Consider the following 18216-nt stretch of genomic DNA (forward strand, 5'->3'; position numbering starts at 1 on the left):
GGGGCCCTAGCCTGCAGTGGGCGCTGAGCCTGCTGCGGCCCTAGCCAGCGGCGCGCTGGGCCGCCAGGTCGGAGCTGAACGCAGGCTGCTCGGGACACGTCGACAGAACGGAAGCGATCTGGGTCTTCTCCGCAGAGGTCATCCACAGCCCGTACGCAGCCTTGATCGACACCTGGCGGGCAACGTATTCGCAGCGGAAGGTCTTGTTGGGCGGCAACCAGGAAGCCGCGTCACTGGCGCCTTTTCGCGAGTTGGTGGGGCCGTCGACGGCGATGAGGTTGATGGGGTCGTTGGCCAGGGCTACGCGCTGCTCTTGCGTAAGCTGCTGCGCCCCCTTTTGCCACGCATCCATCAGGGCTACGACGTGGTCGATCTGCACAGCGGACGAGGTCGCGGCCCCTCGCGTGAAGCTGATCGTTGTGGCGGTGTAAGGGTCGGCGAGAACCCCTGTTAGCACCCGGCATGCGCCCGATTTTGTGGTGTCGGCAAGGTCGCGATTGAGGATGTCGTTGCGAGTGTCACATCCATTGCGGTCGACGTCGGCCCAGGCCTGGCCGAACTGGGAATCGCGGTCATAACCGGTTTTAGCGGCGCGGCCCTTCACCGGAATCGTCTCGAGCAGCGCCAGGGCGGTTCCCGCAGGGGCGTTCTGCGCAGGGGCGTTCTGTGCAGGGGCGCTCGGTGCAGGTGCGCCCGGGGCCGGAGGTGCGGGTGTCGGTTGCGTAGCTGGGCTGGCGCCCACCGGGGCATCGGTGTCGGCCCACAAGTCTTGACCGGATGCCGTGGCCCCGACGACGAGGGCGAGAAGTACGAGCGGGGCAATCAGCCAGGGAGCTCGGGAGCGGGTGTTTCGGAGCTTGCGGGAGTGGTGCACGAAGATCGACCGTAGCGTGAAATCAGGCCCGCGAAGCGCAGGCTGACCGTCGAACTGGGGGTCGCAATCCCTGGGAGATTAGCCGCAAAACCGATATTCTGCAGCTCTGTCGTGGTGCTATGCCCGACGGATTCTGGGGGGCAAGCTGATGAAAAGCACGTCAATTGCGGCACGCATCGGGGTGGCTGCGCTCGTCGCCACGCTCGCCGGTTCAGCGCTGAGCGGCGGCGCGGCGGCGGCCAGCTCTCCGCCTAGCTCAGCCATGCCGGCGGGTTCCCTCGCTCCTGGCCTCTACGTGCAGGTCGTCGACGGCATGATCCATGTGACCAATGGGTCGGGTCAGGTCGGGTTTAGCGCCGGTCAGTTCGGATTCGTGCCAACAACGGTTCGCCCGCCGGTTCTCCTGCCGGGCAACCCCGGGCTCATCTTTAGCCCGCCGCCGACGTTTCTCTCGCAACCAGCACAGGCCGCAGCGACCGAAGCAGCGCAGCCGGGTGCTGCCGCCTCGCTACTGGCAGAACACGCTGCTGCAGCCGCTGCGACGGCGCAGACCGCAGCCCATGCCGCACGGGCCGCTGCAGATACGCTCGCCGCCGAGGCGCTGGGCCAAGAAAACGTGCTCATCATCGCAACCCGTGCGGCGGAGACTGCTAATCAGGCGGCGGAGGAGGCAGGCCGTGCCGCGTCTGATGCTGCGGCCGCAGCCGAGAATGCCGTCGGAACCGACGACGAGGTTCGCCTCAGGAATGTTGCAGATGCGCTGGCAGAGGAAGCAGTGATGGCGGCAGAGGCGGCAGAGCGAGCACGCTCCGCAGTGCTCGCGAGCGAGGGGCTCGTCGGCTTGGCTCAGGCTGCCTCAACCGCTGCAGCAGAGACCGCCGCACGCCGAACGCTGGAGGCAGAGCAGGCTGAATCGCTCTCGCAGCAGAGAAAGCGGGAGGCCGAGGCGCTGCTCGCGGCGGTGCCCCCCGCCCTGCCGGCCACCGTTCCCCCCGCGAACGCTGTGCAATCTCAACCGGTCGTCGTGGCGCCGAGCCAGGCAATGCTGTTGCTGGGCGCAGGCTTTATGCCGGGGTCAAGCGTCGCCTTCGGCATGTTTTCGACCCCGCTCGGAGTCGCTCCTGTCGTGGCGAATGCCCAAGGAGTCGCAGTGGCGTCGTTTCAGATTCCGGCACACTTCAGCGGAACCCACAGTCTCGTCGCGGTCGGCACGGGCACGGACGGCTTGATGCGCACGCTCAGGATGGATATCTCTGTCTCGGGGCAGGCAGCACTTCCCGCGACGGGAGCGGATTCGGCGGCCGTCGTTGCCTTAGCGGCAAATCTCACAGCGCTGGGCACACTCGCGCTGACCTTCGCGCTGATCTCCCGCCGACGACGCCGCGCGGTCTAGCGAGAGTTAAATCGCGGACTGCTCGCCGAGGGCGTGCCACGTGCGGTTGTGATAAACGAGCGGGGCCGAGGCCGACTCGACACTGCTCGACTGCAGCGCATGGACGGCGATGACGGTGGAGTTGCCGGCGGACATCCGCTCGACGATGCGCCCGCGAATCCAGCCGTCCGCTGCTGGAAAGTAGGGTTCGCCCGTGATGAGGCGATCCCAGATGGTGGTGTCGGCGAACCGATCGATGCCGCTCGTGGCGCACAGCGTGGCCAGGTCGAGCTGCTCCGCCCCCAGCAGATGAACGACCACGGTGTCTGAGGCGAGAATTGCCGCTGCGCTGGACGACATGGCCGAAACGGAGAACACGAGCAGCGGCGGTTCGGTGCTCACAGAGAAGACGGATGTCGCGGTGAGGCCTACCGGGCCGGTGCCAGCATCCGCGGTGATGACGGCGACGCCTGCGGGGTGGTTTCGGAACGCCGCCTTAAAGTCGTCGGCGCTGAGGCCATCGCGCAGTTCGTGCTCGGCGGCGCCATCGGGGGCGTTGCCGGCGTCGGTTATGCGTGCGACTGGGCTATTGCTCATGGGGTGGTGCTCCGGTTCTCGTTCTGGTGTGCACCTGTGGCCTGGTGCGGCCCGTGCAGATTCGACTTTGCGCCTGAATTCGACCGGCGTCAAAATCTGTTTCGTCAGATGACATTGTCTCTGATGTCGGCTGAAGCCCCATCCAGGCTAATTAGATGAGCCCCTCCCGGCCGCCGGAAACCCAGGAGGCTCGCGCGCTGCGGGGGCCCTGCACTCGGGAGGCGATGGTGTCGAGTGCCGCCACGTCGGTGGAACTCAGATCGAGAGCGAGTGCCCGCACATTGCTGTGCAGATGACGGATGCTGCGCGTTCCGGGAATGACAGAGACGGCTGCCCCAGCATCCCGCCCCTTGGCGAACAGCCACGCAATGGCGACCTCCTGTGTGCTCACACCATGGGCGCGCGCGATGGCGGTGACCTCGCTGGCGAGGGCAAGATTGGCGTCGAGATTTTCGGGAAAGAACCGAGGGAACGAGGAGCGAAGGTCAGCGCTCGCCGCCTCCCGGTCGAACTCGTCGGTGAGCAGAGCCCGCGAGAGAGGCGAGTAGGGCACGACGGTGATGCCGAGCTCGACCGCAGCGGGAACGACGTAGGTCTCGATATCCCGGCTGACGATGCTCCACTCCGACTGCACCGCGGCGATGGGGTGAACGGCGCTGGCCCTGCGCAGCTCGTCCGCTGTGGCCTCCGAGAGCCCGATAGCGCGGATCTTGCCCGCCTCGACAAGCTCGGCGAGGGCGCCGACGGTCTCTTCGATGGGGATGTCCGGGTCGATGCGGTGTTGGTAGTAGAGGTCAACGTAGTCGGTGCCGAGGCGAGAGAGCGTGAGGTCGATCTGCTCATGGATGTACGCGCGGTCTCCCCGGATTCCGCGAGTGCCGAATCCGTCGCCCGCCGTGATTCCCACCTTGGATGCGATGGTCACCGATTCGCGGTCGCGACCCCTGAGGAATCGCCCGATGGCTCGCTCGCTCGCGCCATTGCCGTAGAGGTTGGCGGTGTCGAGATGAGTGATGCCCGCGTCGAGAACGGCGGCCAAAAGCGGTTGGGTCTCGTCCTCCGAGATGGGGCCATAGGCGGAGGAGAGCGACATCGCTCCGAAACCGAGGGGGCCGAGAAGCAGTCCGGTGGTTGCGCGCTGGGTCATGCTTCCATGATCGCAGCGGGTGAGCATGCGTTACGCCTGGTGGCGGCCCAGGAGGCGCTGTTCGATCTCAAGGGCGCATTCGCTGACCGTCGCAGCCAGCGCTTTTCTGCGGTCAAGCCCGATTCTCGCGTCACAGTCGCCGGGGTGATCGACGACGGTCGTGGCGAACGTGAGGGCCACACTGCCGATGGGGTGACCGTTGGTATCGCGGATGGCCACGGCGACGGATGACATGCCGGGGCTCACATCGTCGTCCACGAAGCCGAAGCCCAGAGTGCGCGTGCGGTCGAGAACGCGCTTGAGGGCGGCAGGCCCGTTGGGGCCCGTGCCGTTGCGGGTCGCGAAGTCCCGGCGATCGGGGTAAATGGCGCGCACCTGGCTCGGCGGCATTGCGGCGAGCATCGACCGGCCACTTGCCGTGAGGTGGGAGGGGAGCCGCACGCCGACGTCGGTGACGAGAGGGGTGGTGCTGGGCGCCCGGCACTCGACGAGGTAGAGCACATCTCGGCCGTGCATCACGCAGAGGTGCCCGCTGTGCCCCTGACGGGCAACGAGGGCGCTCACGGCCCGCTCGCCGATGCGGGTCAAGGGTTGCTGGTAGGAGAAGGCGGCACCGACCTCGAACGACGCGAGGCCGAGGGCGTAGCGGTGAGTCTCTTCGAGGTGAACGAGAAAACCCTCGTCGACGAGGATTCTGAGCAGTTGGTAGGCGGTGGATCGCGGCAGCCCCAGTTCCTCGATGATGAGTGACGTGCTCACCGGCCGCTGCATGCGCGAGAGCAGCTTGAGAATCTCGAGCGTCGCGGTCGCTGCGGGAGATTTGGATGCTGCCATAGCCCTCATTCTGCCAGCCGTGTCCGGTATCCCAGACACGATTCGGTGCAGCGGGTGCTGCCGTAACGCAGAAGAAATGCTGGGCACTCTTGAATTGATGTACGAGCAACACCACGAGGAGCCACGAGTGAAATCCGATCTGAAGACCTACTGGGCGCCCGGCGAGCAGATCGCCTGGGAGGAGGAGATTCGTAGCTTCGGCAGCGATGACATTCCCGGCGAGATCATCCACGACGTGTTCGTGCCCGCTCGCGGATTTCTCAGGGCTCGTGTCGTGGAGAAGGGCGATGTGGTCCGCATCGTCAACATCTGCGGCCAACAGGTCATGGACGTCATGCTCTATGACGCCGACAACATCAAAAACGTCGCCTCGATGAGCAACACGATTCTTGCGGGGGGCACCAACGCGCTCACGACGGGCGTGACGATCTATGCCAAGCAGGGGCAGAAGCTCGCCACGGTGGGCATCGACACCGCAAAGATGGCGGCGGCCGACGGTGGCTACTGCAGCGATGCGGTCAACGAACTCCGCTACGGCGTCGAGGGCAGCCCCAACTGCAAGCAAAACCTGGTCGCCTCGATGGCCGACTACGGGATGACTCCGGACGACCTCGAAGAGGGCTGCTTCACAGCGTTTCTCTGGCTCACTCACGACGAGGACGGCACGACCCGCCTTTATCCCTCGCCGAGCAAGCCAGGCGACATCTTCGAGCTCATCGCCGAGCGACGCATGATCGTGAGCGCCTCAGCCTGCCCTTCTGAGCGTGCGGTCACGAACAACCACAACCCTTCGCCCATGAAGGTCATCATCTACCGGCCCACGGCATCCTGACGCCCCAACCGTCGGCTCGAACGAACCACCCCTGGCCCCTGGCCTTCACCCATTGGAGTACCCCCCTTGAGAAAATCACTGCTCACGCGCGCCGCTGCGGTCGTCGCCGGAACAGCCATGGCCCTCTCGCTCGTAGCCTGCAGCACCTCGGATGCCGCCCCGAAGGCGGACGAGTCTGCCAACCCCACGGTCGTTTTCGGCTGGCTTAAGTCGACAGCAGACCTGGCCGCGTACTATGCCGAGACGGTCGCGGAGGATCAGCCCATCGAGCTGCAGTCAGAGCTGTTCAAGACCGCTGTTGACGTGCAGACCGCCCTCAATAGCAACCAGATCAATATCGGGATGCTGACCCCCGTTCACCTGCTCCGCGCGGTCGAGGCCGGCCAGGATCTGATTCAGATCTCGGGCAATACGCGCGGCAACTCGGGCATCATGCTGAGCAAGGAACTCGGCATCGAGCCCGGCGACTGGGATGCGCTCAAGGACGTACTCTCCGAGCGCAAGCTCACGATCGCCGCATCGCGCGGTTCGATCAATGAGGCCCTCGCCATCGCAACCCTTGAACACCACGGCATCGACGTCGAGAAGTCGATCGAGCTTGTGAACGTGACCGACTTTTCGCAGCACGGCGAGGGGGTTCGCCTGGGCGAGTTCGACGGCGCCTTCACGATGGAGACGTTCGCGACTCTCATGCAGGTAGGGGGCTACGCCGACCTCTTCGCCAAGCCTTATGACACCGAGGCTGGGGACATCAACACGATCTTTGTGGCCAACCGCACGTGGGCATCCGAGAACCCTGAGGCAGTTCAGGCGTTCGTCGACACGATCGTGGCGTCATCCGATGCCCTCGCCTCCGACGATGAATTGAACATTTCGGTCGGTATGGAACTGATGGGGATCGATCGCGAGACCGCCGAGATGGCGCTCTCCAACAACCGGTACGAGCTCGACCTCGGCGTTGAAGAGACCAAGGTGTTCGCCCAGCTGTTCTTCAAGCTCGGACACCTTGAGCGTGATCTCAGCGACGAGCTCGACGACTACGTCACCACCGAGTTCGTCGACGCGGCGCGAGGCTAACTACTTCTCGGTCCCGCTCGTTTGGGGCCCCCGCCCTCCCCGAGGGCAGATGACAGGAACGTGACATGAAATCTGGTTTGGCGAGACGATTGCTCCTCGGAGCCATCCTCCCCATAGCGCTGATCGCCGCATGGTCGCTCAGCAGCGTCTTCGAACTCATCCCGCGCACCTCTCTGCCCTCCCCGTGGAAGGTTGTCGAAACCTTCGGCACCTGGATCTTCGGAACCGGCGGCGGCCCCTACGACGGAACCTGGATCGAGGCCGTTGCGGCCAGCGGTGGCCGAGTGCTCATCGGCTTCTCCGTGGCCCTCGTGCTGGGTGTCGTGCTGGGAGTGCTTGCCGGCTTCTTCAGGCCGTTTGGCGAAATCATCGATCCGTTCGTTCAGATGCTTCGGCCCATCCCCAGCACGGCGTGGGTGCCACTCACCCTGGTGTTCTTCGGTTTCGGGTTTCAGGGTGCGGTGTTTCTCATCGCCCTCGGCGCCTTCTTTCCGATCTTTCTCAACACAATGGAGGGCGTGCGTGGGGTGACCGGCTCGCTCACCCGGGTGGGCCGCATGCTGGGCTCCTCTACGTTTCAGCTGCTGCGCCACTTTGTCGTGCCGGCGTCGCTCCCCAGCATGTTCATCGGCATCCGCCTAAGCGTGGGGCTCTCCTGGGTGCTCGTGGTCGTCGCTGAGATGCTGTCGGTGCGAGCCGGCATCGGCTACACGCTCATGGACGCGTATTCCATGGGGCGTTACGACGTGATCATCTCGGCCATGATCACGCTGGGCCTGCTCGGGTTTCTCTCGGACCGCCTCGTTGTGATCATTCAGAACAGTGCCCTCACCTGGCACAGAGAGACGAGCATCCAGGATGCCTGAAACAATCGTCAGCTGCGCAGGTCTCGTTCGAACCTTCACCGCGAAGGATGGAACGGAGAATGCGGTTCTCAAGGGCCTTGATCTCACGGTCGAGCGCGGCGAATGCGTCGTGATTATCGGCCCATCGGGCTGCGGCAAATCGACTCTGCTCAACCTCCTTGCTGGGTTCGACAAGCCCACCGCCGGTTCACTCACCGTTGCCGGTTCGGCGGTGACGGGCCCCGGCCCCGAGCGGGCCGTTGTGTTTCAGGACTACGCGCTGCTGCCGTGGCTCACGACCGTGCAGAATGTGGCCATCGGCCTGCGCATCAAGGGCATGAAGAAAAAAGAGCGGCTGCAGAAGGCCCGCCACTACCTCGACATCGTCGGGCTTGGTCATGCCGCCGACCGCGAGGTATACCGGCTTTCGGGCGGCATGCAACAGCGGGTGTCTATCGCCAGGGCGCTCGCCCTCGAACCGGCGATTCTGCTCATGGACGAGCCGTTCGGTGCGCTGGACGCGATCCAGCGAGGCATCATGCACACCGAGCTCACGCGCATTCGCAAGGAGACCAAGAGCACCGTGCTCTTCATCACCCACAGCCTGGAAGAGGCCGTGTTTCTGGGGGATCGCGTGATCGCGCTGAGCCACGGAACGAGTGGAGCGCCGGCCGAAGTTGCCGTGCCGTTGGCCTATCCCAGAGATGCGCTGGCACCGGAGTTTCTCGACATCATGCGCGAGGTGCGGTCGCTGCTGCCCGAGCAGGCTTCGGCTGCTGTCTAGGCCGGGCACCGCCCGATTCTCGTCATCGAGAGAGAGAATGACGCCATGACCACCACGCTGGGCGCCGTATCGGGCGCAGGAGAGGGCTCCGCGCGGGCCGCCCACGAGATCGTCGACATGGGGGATGGCGGGCTTGCGGCAGCGCAGGTCGTAGCTATCGCCCGCGACGGCGCGCGCGTGCGCATCACGGACGAGGCGCTTGACGGCATGAGTGCTACCCGCCACATCATCGATTCCCTGGCCGACGATACGACTGCGCACTACGGGGTGTCCACCGGGTTCGGTGCCCTCGCTACCACCTACATCAGCCCCGAGCTTCGTGTGCAGTTGCAGCGCTCGCTCGTGCGCAGCCATGCTGCCTCGAGCGGCCCCGCCGTCGAGATCGAGGTCGTGAGGGGCACCATGGCGTTGAGGCTCGCCACCCTTGCGACGGGCAGAACAGGCGTGCGCCCCATCGTCGCCCAGCGGTATGCCGCGCTTCTCAATGCCGCCATCACCCCGATCGTGGGCGAGTACGGCAGCCTGGGGTGCTCGGGCGATCTTGCGCCCCTGGCCCACTGCGCACTGGCGGTGATGGGGGAGGGCGATGTTGTTGACTCGTCGGGCAGTGTCGTTTCGGCCTCCAGCGCTCTTGCGGCGGCGGGCATCGAACCGCTCGAACTTCACGAGAAGGAGGGCCTGGCCCTCATCAATGGCACCGACGGAATGCTGGCGATGCTCTGCCTCGCGCTGCACGACCTCGACGGCCTTCTGACGGTGGCCGATGTCGCCGCGGCCATGAGCATTGAGGGACTGCAGGGAACCGATCGGGTCTTCGCCGCAGACCTTCAGGCGCTTCGCCCACACCCCGGACAGGCGGTTTCTGCCGCCAACATGCGTGCCGTTCTCGCGGATTCACCGATCATCGCAGCGCACAAGTCGACGGGATTCACCCGGGTGCAGGATGCGTACTCGCTGAGGTGTGCGCCCCAGGTTCACGGTGCTGTGCGTGACACGATGTCCCACACGCGCCTCGTGGCTGAGCGCGAACTCGGCTCCGCCATCGACAATCCCGTGGTTACGCTCGACGGCCGCCTCGAATCCAACGGCAACTTTCACGGCGCCCCGCTCGGCTATGCGCTCGACTTCTTAGCCATCGCCGTAGCCGATCTCGCAAGCATGAGCGAGCGCCGAACGGATCGGTTTCTCGACCCCGCACGCAACCATGGCCTCAACGCATTTCTCGCGTTCAACCCCGGCGTCGACTCCGGGCACATGATCGCTCAGTACACACAGGCGGGCATCGTCTCGGAGCTCAAGCGCCTAGCCGTGCCAGCATCCGTCGATTCGATTCCGAGCTCGGCAATGCAGGAGGACCACGTGTCGATGGGATGGTCTGCCGCGCGCAAGCTGAGGCGCTCGATTGACGGGCTCACCCGGGTGTTGGCCATCGAGGTGATGACGGCGGCGCGAGGCATCGATATGCGCTCACCAGAGCAGCCTGCTGCGATTTCTGCTGCGGTGATCGCCGAGCTTCGCACGGTTGTCGATGGCCCCGGCCCCGACCGGTTTCTCGCCGCCGAAATCGAGCAGGCGGTTGAGTTCGTGCGCACTGGACGCATGGGCAGGGTCGTGCGCCGGGCCGCTGCCGAGACCGACGCCGCTGTGCGCTAGGGCGAGCCGGGTTAGTTCTCCAGCTCCTTCGTCTGGTTGTTCTTGATCACAGTGCCAACGGCGATGCCGACGGCGCATGCCCAGCTCACCCACATGAGGGCTAGTCGCCAGTCGCGGGGACCGGTGAGCGATGTGCGCACGGCGCCGACTCCGCCGAAGAGGGCGCTGAGCACTGACCCGCTGAAGATGAATTTGCGCAAGGTGACCTCCCAAAGATCGTGTTCGATCCCCACGCTACCGTGAGCATCCGCAGGCGTGCAGTTGCTGCGCCTTGTTCTGAATGCTCGCTGTGAATCGCAGGGGCATGGCACAAGCCTGACCGATCGGTCAGGTACGATATTCGCATGTCTAGTGCCGCCGACCTCCGCGCCGTAGCGCTCGCAGAGTTCGCCACCGCGGGCTACACAGGAACCTCGCTCGCGCGCATCGCCGAAAAAGCGGGGCTCGCCAAATCGAGCGTGCTCTATCACTACGCCAGCAAAGAGGTCCTCCTTGAGGCTGCGGTAACCCCCGCGATCGACCGGCTCGATGCGATCCTCGACGATATGGCCCGCGCTCCGTTCACGAGCGAGGCCCGCGCCGCCTTCGTCGAGCGTTTCGTTGATTTTCTCCTCGAGCACAGGCTCGAGGTGCACCTCTTCATCAACCAGGGGATGTCGCTCGTCGACGTGCCTGTCATGCTCCGGGCCAACGCGCTCGTGGTGCGAATCGCCGACTTCTTCGCCAACTCAACCTCGTCAATAGAAGAACGCATGCGCTTCGGCATCGCCCTGGGCGGCGCCGCTTACCTACTCGTGAGCCAGCAGGCCTTCGACGTTAAAACCCCGATCGACGAGACCAGGGACGCTCTCGTCACGATCCTCTCCGAACTGCTCGCCCCTATCCGGGCCTAGCCCGCCGTCCCGACTGGAGTTCCTGTGGCAACCCTGCTTTACCGCCTTGGGCGATTCGCCTACCGCCGCGCTTGGGCCATCATCGGCGCCTGGATCGCCGCTCTCATGCTCATCCTGGGCGGAGGTGCTGTGCTCGGTGGCAACATGCAGGAGTCGTTCGACATCCCGGGAACTGAGTCGCAGACGGCCCTCGACCACCTCTCGGCCGTGTTCCCGCAGGTCGCGGGCGCGGGCGCTCAAGCTGTTGTCGTTGCACCGGACGGCGCATCGATCTCTGACGAGCAGTTCAGGGCCGCGGTGACGGAGTTCGAAGAGGAGATCGAATCGCTCGACTTCGTGGACACCGTGCTTGGCCCGTTTGACGACTACGCCGGCAAGGCCATCTCCGACGACGAGTCAATGGCGCGCATTCAGGTCCAGTTCGATGGCAGCCGGGTCGATATTTCGGATGCGATGGTTGACGAGTTCGTCGCAACCCAGTCGGTTGCAGAAGACGCGGGACTCACGGTTGAGTTTGGCGGCCAGATCTTTCAGCAGACCAGCTTCGGGGTGACGATCGTCGAGGTCTTCGGCGTTCTCTTTGCCGGCGTTGTGCTGCTCATCACCTTCGGGTCGATTCGTCCGGCCGGAATGCCGCTGCTCAGCGCGCTCGTGGGAGTCGGCGTGGTAATCGGGGGCATCTTGCTCGCCTCAGAAGTGACGATTATCTCCAACTCGGCACCGCTGCTCGCGCTCATGATTGGGCTCGCCGTCGGCATCGACTACGCCCTCTTCATCCTGTCCCGGCACCGAACTCAGCTTGCGCTGGGAGAGGACCCTGAGGAGTCGGCTGCGATGGCCGTCGGCACGGCGGGCAGCGCCGTTGTCTTCGCCGGGGTGACCGTGATCATCGCTCTTCTTGGACTGCTCGTCGTCAACATCCCCTTCCTCAGCGTTATGGGTGTCGGAGCCGCCTTCGCCGTTCTGATCGCGATTCTCGTGGCGATCACCCTGCTGCCGGCGCTCCTCGGACTTGCGGGGAGCAAGCTCACGCCCAAGGAGGGGAGTCGGGCCTACAAGCGGGCTCACGCCCTGAATGACCCCCAGGCCAAGCCGTCGATGGGACTGCGCTGGGTGCGCGGCGTGATGAAGCGCCCGCTGCTCGCCACAATCGGTGTCGTCGCCGTGTTGGGTGGCCTCGCAATCCCGGCCGCAAGCCTCGACCTCAACCTGCCGGACAACGGCTCTGAGGCGGCCGATACCACGCAGCGCAAGGCCTATGACCTCATCAGTGACGGTTTCGGGGCAGGGTTCAACGGCCCGCTCATCGTGTCGCTCGACATCACTCAGACGACCGACATCCTCGAAGACCTCGACGCGATCGGGGCCAAGCTCGGCGAGCTTGACGACGTCGCGTTCGTGAGTCAGGGCCTCCCCGATGAGACGCTCGACACCGCCATCATTCAGGTGACGCCAGACAGCGCACCGGATTCTGCAGAGACTAAAGAACTCGTGCAGGCCATTCGCGATCTTGCCCCCGAGATCGAAGATGAGTTCGGCACCACCGTCGCCGTGACGGGCTTCACCGCGATCGGCATCGACATCTCTCAGCGACTCACGGACGCGCTCGTGCCGTTTGCGCTCATCGTGGTCGGGCTCTCGATCATCCTGCTCATGATGGTGTTCCGCTCCGTGCTGATCCCCGTCAAGGCGGCAATCGGCTTCTTGCTCTCGGTCGCCGCCGCCCTCGGAGTCACGGTTGCCGTCTTCCAGTGGGGCTGGGGTGCCGAGCTCATCCATGTGGATCACCTCGGGCCGATCCTGAGCTTCATGCCCATCCTGGTTATGGCCGTGCTGTTCGGGTTGGCCATGGACTATGAGGTCTTTTTGGTCTCAGGAATGCGCGAGGAGTTCGTCAAGACGGGCAACGCCCGCCACGCCATCGAGAGAGGCTTCGCCGGCGGCTCACGGGTTGTCACGGCGGCGGCACTCATCATGTTCTTCGTCTTCTTCGCGTTCGTGCCAGAGGGAGCAGGCATGATCAAACCGATCGCGCTCGGGCTCGCCGCAGGAATCGCGTTCGATGCGTTCCTCGTGCGCATGACCCTCGGCCCCGCGCTCATGACTCTCATGGGTCGCTCCGCTTGGTGGCTGCCGCGCTGGCTTCAGCGCTCACTGCCCCAGGCCGATATCGAAGGCGAACACCTGCGTGACCACCGCGAGGCAGAAGCCTGGGTCGCGAATGGGCCCGACGCTGTCATCCGCGCCGAAGGTCTTGTGGTTGGCGAGGGAGTGACGGCATTCGGCCCCCTACGATTCACCGCCCCTGCCGGATCGTTTGTGCTCGCGAGCGGCAGCACCGATGATCGTGCTCTCTTTGCCGCAACCCTGGCCGGGCGTCTTTCTCCGGTCGGTGGGCGGCTCCAGGTCGGCGGTCATCCATTGCCGTCGGAGTCGTCGAGGGTGGCGCGCATCGTGGCGCTGGCGGATGCTGGCGACGGTCAGTCTGCTGAGGCGACGCTCGGCGAGGTCCTGAGGGAGCATCTGCGGTCGACTCTGCCGCTGCGCGAGGCCGGTTCTGCCGCCCGCGTCGCCGCCCGCTGGGTTGCGCGCGCCTCGGCTGCGGTAGGGCATGACGGCATCTTTGACGAGACCCCGATCGGCCGACTCGGCCGCCGCGAGCGCGCCGTGGCCCTCGCCGTGATCGCCCTCGCCGAGGGGACCCCTGTCGTCGTTATCGACATCCCCGATTCATTCACCGATATTGATGAGGGGCGACTTCTGCTGGAATCGCTGGCAGACCTTGCCCCCTCACGCACCACCGTTGTTGTCGGCACTCCGCTGCCGACCCGAGCCATGGACGGCGATTCCGTCGCAGGCCGCACGGTGATCTTGCTTGACCTCACCTCACCGCGCGACAACGCCATTGACGCGCCCGCCTTCGACACGATGGGAGTGCTGCTGTGACCGGCCTTCGCACCACATCATCCGCACGTTCACCCCGCCAGCGCGTGGGTCGCTTGGCCGCAATTCTCGCGGTCGTAGCGGTGCCACTTGCCTTTGCAGGTCTTGCCATCGGGGCGCTCTCGGAGTCGGATACGGCCACGAGTCGAGTGCCAGCCGCGATCGTCAACAACGACCAACTCATCTACCAGACGGCAGCAGACGGCACCGAGTCGCCAATTTTCGCCGGCCGTCAGCTTGTCACCGAACTCACCGGCAGCGATGACGGCTTCGACTGGGTCATCACCAACGAGGACAAAGCCGAGAAGGCCCTGGCCGACGGTGAGGTCTTTGCGGTGGTCACGATCCCGGAGGACTTCTCGGAGGCCCTCATGTCGGTGCAGGGCGAGAACCCCCGAACGACAGCCCTCGACATCAGAACGGATGATTCACACAGCTATCTGAGTGGTGTTCTGTCGTCGACGATCGGCGACGGCGTCGCAACCGCGTTCGGATCCGCCATCACGGAGCAGGTCATCGCTGGGCTCTATTCGGGAGTCGGAGACCTCGGATCTTCGCTCGGCTCAGCAGCGGAGGGCGCCGGCACGATCGCTTCGGCAGGTGGGGAGCTGAGTTCTGGGCTGTCTACGCTGCAGTCGGGGATCGCCTCCGCCCAGACGGGAGCAACCACGCTGTCGAGCGGAATCACCCGCTACACGGAGGGCGTCGATTCGCTCAGCCGCGGGCTTGGCACGCTTAACTCGTCGGCGGGCAAGCTCGACCAACTCTCGTCGGGAGTATCGGCCTACACGGCAGGAATCGGCCAGCTCAGCCAGCAGGTCGCGGCGATGGCAGCGGCGAACCCCGGCGATGCCACAGCGGCCGCCCTCGCTCCTCAGCTCGCTTACCTTGCCGGCCAGGGTTCCGAGCTCAGCGCACAGACCGCTTCAGGAATCGACGCGCTCCAAGGCGGCATCTCCCAGAGCGCTTCGGGCGCGGCCCAGCTCGCCTCGGGATCCTCGGCTCTGCGCAGCGGCGCACGGTCACTCGCAAGCGGTCTTGGAGAACTCAGAGACGGAGCTGGCACCGCCGCCGACGGTGCCGGTGCCCTCGCATCGGGTGCACAAGAACTCGCTACGGGCCTCAGCGATGGGGCGGGGCAGGTTCCGAGCGTCGAGGATGCAGAAGAGCGCGCGAGCATCGTGGCCAACCCTGTAACCGCAGAGACAACGCGCAACAACGAAATCGGCGATCTCGCCGCGGGCGTATCGTCGCTGCTTGTGCCGCTGGGACTGTGGATGGGAGCGCTCGCGGTGTTTCTCGTGCTGCGGCCCGTGGCTCGGCGTGCGCTGACCTCGTCAGCGAGCACCGGGCGGCTGCTGTGGTCGGGGATCGCCAAGGCTGCGGGAATCACGGTGGCCCAGGCTGTTGTGCTCACGGCAGTTCTGCACCTCGTTCTCGACACGTCGTGGATCATGCTCCCGGCAACCCTCGGGTTCGCCGTGCTAACTGCGCTTTCGTTCACGGCGGTTCACTATCTCCTCACGACCGCATTCGGCCGGGCGGGGCTTGTCGTTTCGCTGCTGCTGCTCGCCGTCCAAATCACCTCGACCGGCGGCCTCTACCCTGTGCAGCTTCTTTCAGGGCCATTTGCGGCGATCAGTCCGTTGCTGCCCCTGACCCATGCCGTCGCCGGCATGCAGTCGATAATCTCGGGCGGAACGGCAGGCGTAGCCCTCGGATCCGCGGCAGTTCTCGCCGCCTACGCGATCGGCGCGGTGCTGCTGTCTGTTGCCGCGCTCGGCCGCGTGCGCCGGATCCGATCGCTCGCGGCCCTGCCGCTGCCCGCCTAGGCGCGGTGATTCGCGTCATATTCCGCTAGCGGGACCTGACGTGAGCTCGGCGGGCCGATGGAGGCAATCCATCGGCCCGCTGAGGCACAGGCGGGGGTACTGTGGAAGGGACGCTCTCCCGCGTTCCGGCGGGAATAAGGGCGCCGATAAGACACGGAGCATGCACCCCATGACGGTTCAGGCACCCGCCGCACCCCAGCGATATTCATTCGTAGTCGCATCAAATCGACTACCGGTCGACCGCGTAATCGACCCCGACGGCACCGCGCGATGGGCTAACTCGCCCGGTGGTCTCGTCACAGCTCTTGAGCCCGTTATGCGCGCCAACAACGGCGCCTGGGTGGGCTGGGCTGGCCAGCCAGATCTGCAGCTCGATCCCTTCGAGAGCGACGGCATCAGCATTGTGCCCGTTCCGCTGACCGCCGACGACATCCGCATGTATTACGAGGGCTTCTCAAATGACACCCTGTGGCCGCTCTACCACGACGTAATCTCGCACCCGCAGTACCACCGCGAATGGTGGGATAGCTATGTGCAGGTCAATCGGCGGTTTGCGGATGCCGTAGCCGAGGTCAGCGAGCAGGGCGCGGTGGTGTGGGTGCAGGACTACCAACTGCAACTTGTTCCCCGCATGCTGCGGGAGGACCGCCCCGACCTCACGATCGGCTTCTTCAACCACATCCCCTTTCCTCCCTACGGCATCTACTCGCAGTTGCCGTGGCGCACCCAGATCATCGAGGGGCTGCTCGGTGCCGATGTGATCGGCTTTCAGCGATTGGCCGACGCCAACAACTTCACGCGAGCGGTGCGGCGGCTCAAGGGCTTTCCCACCAAGGGGGCCACCATCGAGGTGCCTCTGATCGACGAGTCGGTGGGGGTGCGCGCCCACGGGCCGATCCCCGAGGGCAAACCGTTCCGCACCGTCATCGCCCGGCACTTTCCCATCTCTATTGACGCGGACAGCTTCGAGGAGATGGCGCGCAGGCCGGAGATTATCGAACGGGCCCGCCAGATCCGCGAGGAGCTTGGCAACCCGGAGCGCATCATCCTGGGTGTCGACCGGCTTGACTACACCAAGGGCATCGCGCACCGCCTCAAGGCGTTCGGTGAGCTATTGCGCGACGGCTCTATGACGGCGGGAGAAGTCACGCTCGTGCAGGTGGCGAGCCCCAGCCGTGAACGGGTCGAGGCCTACCGCCAGCTGAGGGATGAGATCGAGCTCATGGTGGGGCGGATCAACGGCGACTACGGCACGATCGGCCACGCTCCCGTGAGCTATCACCACACGAGTTATCCGCGCGACGAGATGGTGGCCCTGTACCTCGCAGCCGATGTGATGCTCGTTACGGCCCTTCGCGATGGCATGAACCTGGTTGCCAAAGAGTATGTGGCCACCCGCACCGACGATGACGGCGTTCTCATCCTGAGTGAGTTTGCCGGGGCATCCGACGAGCTCAAGCGTGCGCTTCTCGTGAACCCGCACGACATCGACGGGCTCAAGCACGCCATCCTGAGGGCGCTGCACATGCCCAGGGCTGAGCGCCGCACCCGGATGCGATCGCTGCGCCGTCGAGTCTTCGAGCACGATGTTGCCGCGTGGTCGTCGGCGTTCCTCGCGGTGCTCACGGGAAACGGGCACGCGGAGAGCCTGCAGGCAGATATTCTCCACGACGAGCTTGACGAAGACGCTCAGCCCGAAACCGGGCCGATGACGATCGACGTGTGAGGTCACGCCGTGGCTGATGTTCAGGCGAACTCCGGGTCGCTCGAGGGTGCCATTGCGGCCCTTGCGACGACCCCACGATTGCTGGTGGCCCTCGACTTCGACGGCACCCTCGCACCGCTCGTCGATCGACCAGAGGAGGCGCGGGCGTTGCCAGCGGCGAGGGAGGCGATGCTCGCCCTCACCCGCGCGCCAGACACACGAGTCGCCCTCATCTCCGGTCGGGCGATGCAGAGTTTGATGCACGTGGCCGAGCCGCCAGAGGCTGTCTGGCTTAGCGGTTCACACGGGGTTGAGGTGCGGCTCGACGCCGCACCCGGCGTATCCCTCAGCGAGGCGGAGCAGGGGGATCTCTCCCGCCTCCGCGAGATTCTGGAGGCCGCCGCCGCACCGTTCGATGACATCTGGATCGAGGTCAAGCCGGCAGGGTTCGCGCTGCACAGCCGGTCGGCAACCCCGCAGGATGCCGAGGAAGCCGAGCGTCAGGCGCACGAGCGGGTGTCGACGGAGTTGCCAGCGATTACCGAGCGGCGGGGGAGCAATGTGCTTGAGTTCTCGGTGCGATCGACGACCAAGGGTGATGCGGTGCGGATGCTGCGCGAAGCAGCAGGGGCAACCGCGGTGCTCTTCGCGGGCGACGACGTGACCGACGAGGATGGCTTCGCTGTGCTGGGGGATGCCGACGTTGGTATCAAGTGTGGTCCGGGCGCGACGGCGGCCAAGTTTCGCGTCGAGGACCCGGCAGCCGTTGCCCGGGTATTGTCGCGCCTTGCAGAGCTGAGGGCCCATTAACATTCTGAAATGGGAATG

16 protein-coding genes are annotated in these 18216 nt (G+C 65.2%); 11 read left to right on the forward strand and 5 right to left on the reverse strand.

What is annotated here, in order from left to right; translation table 11 throughout:
• Nucleotides 1–40: 40 nt before the first annotated feature.
• Nucleotides 41–874 carry an HNH endonuclease family protein gene (locus tag C2138_RS03195; RefSeq protein ID WP_241961159.1) on the reverse strand — a complete coding sequence of 278 codons (834 nt, stop codon included), beginning with the start codon at nt 872–874 and terminating at the stop codon, nt 41–43.
• 148 nt (nt 875–1022) lie between these two features.
• Here C2138_RS03195 and C2138_RS03200 point away from each other — a divergent pair, with 148 nt between their 5' ends.
• On the forward strand, nt 1023–2267 hold the full coding sequence (locus tag C2138_RS03200) for a hypothetical protein (RefSeq protein ID WP_108515481.1): 1245 nt from the start codon (nt 1023–1025) through the stop codon (nt 2265–2267).
• 6 nt (nt 2268–2273) lie between these two features.
• On the opposite strand, the gene C2138_RS03205 is transcribed toward C2138_RS03200, so the two are convergent.
• The 3 genes from C2138_RS03205 to C2138_RS13580 all read right to left on the reverse strand — a co-directional run bounded on the left by C2138_RS03205 (nt 2274) and on the right by C2138_RS13580 (nt 4824).
• The gene (locus C2138_RS03205) at nt 2274–2843 is read right to left on the reverse strand and encodes a flavin reductase family protein (protein ID WP_108515483.1); all 570 of its coding nucleotides are present in this window, start codon (nt 2841–2843) and stop codon (nt 2274–2276) included.
• Nucleotides 2844–2994: 151 nt separating this feature from the next.
• Complete coding sequence (locus tag C2138_RS03210) at nt 2995–3990, reverse strand: aldo/keto reductase (protein ID WP_108515484.1); 996 nt, start codon at nt 3988–3990, stop codon at nt 2995–2997.
• A 30-nt stretch (nt 3991–4020) separates the two neighbouring features.
• Nucleotides 4021–4824, reverse strand: a complete 804-nt coding sequence (locus tag C2138_RS13580) for an IclR family transcriptional regulator (protein WP_159078127.1) — start codon at nt 4822–4824, stop codon at nt 4021–4023.
• 127 nt (nt 4825–4951) lie between these two features.
• On the opposite strand from C2138_RS13580, the gene C2138_RS03230 reads away from it, so the two are divergent.
• The 5 genes from C2138_RS03230 (at nt 4952) to hutH (ending at nt 10015) form a co-directional block, all read left to right on the forward strand.
• Nucleotides 4952–5656 (forward strand): DUF1989 domain-containing protein, encoded by a 705-nt coding sequence (locus C2138_RS03230; RefSeq protein ID WP_158268844.1) that lies wholly within the window; start codon nt 4952–4954, stop codon nt 5654–5656.
• A gap of 66 nt (nt 5657–5722) precedes the next feature.
• On the forward strand, nt 5723–6733 hold the full coding sequence (locus tag C2138_RS03235; protein WP_108515491.1) for an ABC transporter substrate-binding protein: 1011 nt from the start codon (nt 5723–5725) through the stop codon (nt 6731–6733).
• A 65-nt stretch (nt 6734–6798) separates the two neighbouring features.
• Entirely contained in the window at nt 6799–7599 is an 801-nt protein-coding gene (locus C2138_RS03240; RefSeq protein ID WP_108515492.1) for an ABC transporter permease, read from the forward strand.
• Nucleotides 7592–8362: an ABC transporter ATP-binding protein gene (locus C2138_RS03245; protein ID WP_108515494.1), complete on the forward strand. Its 771-nt coding sequence runs from the start codon at nt 7592–7594 to the stop codon at nt 8360–8362. The genes C2138_RS03240 and C2138_RS03245 overlap by 8 nt, the downstream gene beginning before the upstream one ends.
• 117 nt (nt 8363–8479) lie before the next feature.
• Nucleotides 8480–10015, forward strand: a complete 1536-nt coding sequence (hutH, locus tag C2138_RS03250; protein ID WP_108518739.1) for a histidine ammonia-lyase — start codon at nt 8480–8482, stop codon at nt 10013–10015.
• Nucleotides 10016–10026: 11 nt separating this feature from the next.
• On the opposite strand, the gene C2138_RS03255 is transcribed toward hutH, so the two are convergent.
• Entirely contained in the window at nt 10027–10215 is a 189-nt protein-coding gene (locus C2138_RS03255) for a hypothetical protein (RefSeq protein ID WP_108518741.1), read from the reverse strand.
• A 144-nt stretch (nt 10216–10359) separates the two neighbouring features.
• On the opposite strand from C2138_RS03255, the gene C2138_RS03260 reads away from it, so the two are divergent.
• The 5 genes from C2138_RS03260 to otsB all read left to right on the forward strand — a co-directional run bounded on the left by C2138_RS03260 (nt 10360) and on the right by otsB (nt 18198).
• Nucleotides 10360–10908 (forward strand): TetR/AcrR family transcriptional regulator, encoded by a 549-nt coding sequence (locus tag C2138_RS03260; RefSeq protein WP_108515495.1) that lies wholly within the window; start codon nt 10360–10362, stop codon nt 10906–10908.
• Nucleotides 10909–10932: 24 nt separating this feature from the next.
• The gene (locus C2138_RS03265) at nt 10933–13854 is read left to right on the forward strand and encodes an MMPL family transporter (RefSeq protein WP_108515497.1); all 2922 of its coding nucleotides are present in this window, start codon (nt 10933–10935) and stop codon (nt 13852–13854) included.
• On the forward strand, nt 13851–15683 hold the full coding sequence (locus tag C2138_RS03270; protein WP_108515499.1) for a YhgE/Pip family protein: 1833 nt from the start codon (nt 13851–13853) through the stop codon (nt 15681–15683). The genes C2138_RS03265 and C2138_RS03270 overlap by 4 nt, the downstream gene beginning before the upstream one ends.
• A gap of 169 nt (nt 15684–15852) precedes the next feature.
• Complete coding sequence (gene otsA, locus C2138_RS03275; RefSeq protein ID WP_108515500.1) at nt 15853–17409, forward strand: alpha,alpha-trehalose-phosphate synthase (UDP-forming); 1557 nt, start codon at nt 15853–15855, stop codon at nt 17407–17409.
• Nucleotides 17410–17418: 9 nt separating this feature from the next.
• Nucleotides 17419–18198 (forward strand): trehalose-phosphatase, encoded by a 780-nt coding sequence (gene otsB, locus C2138_RS03280; protein ID WP_108515502.1) that lies wholly within the window; start codon nt 17419–17421, stop codon nt 18196–18198.
• Nucleotides 18199–18216: the final 18 nt, after the last annotated feature.

The organism is Salinibacterium hongtaonis, assembly GCF_003065485.1.
GTDB classification, from domain to species: Bacteria; Actinomycetota; Actinomycetes; order Actinomycetales; family Microbacteriaceae; genus Homoserinimonas; species Homoserinimonas hongtaonis.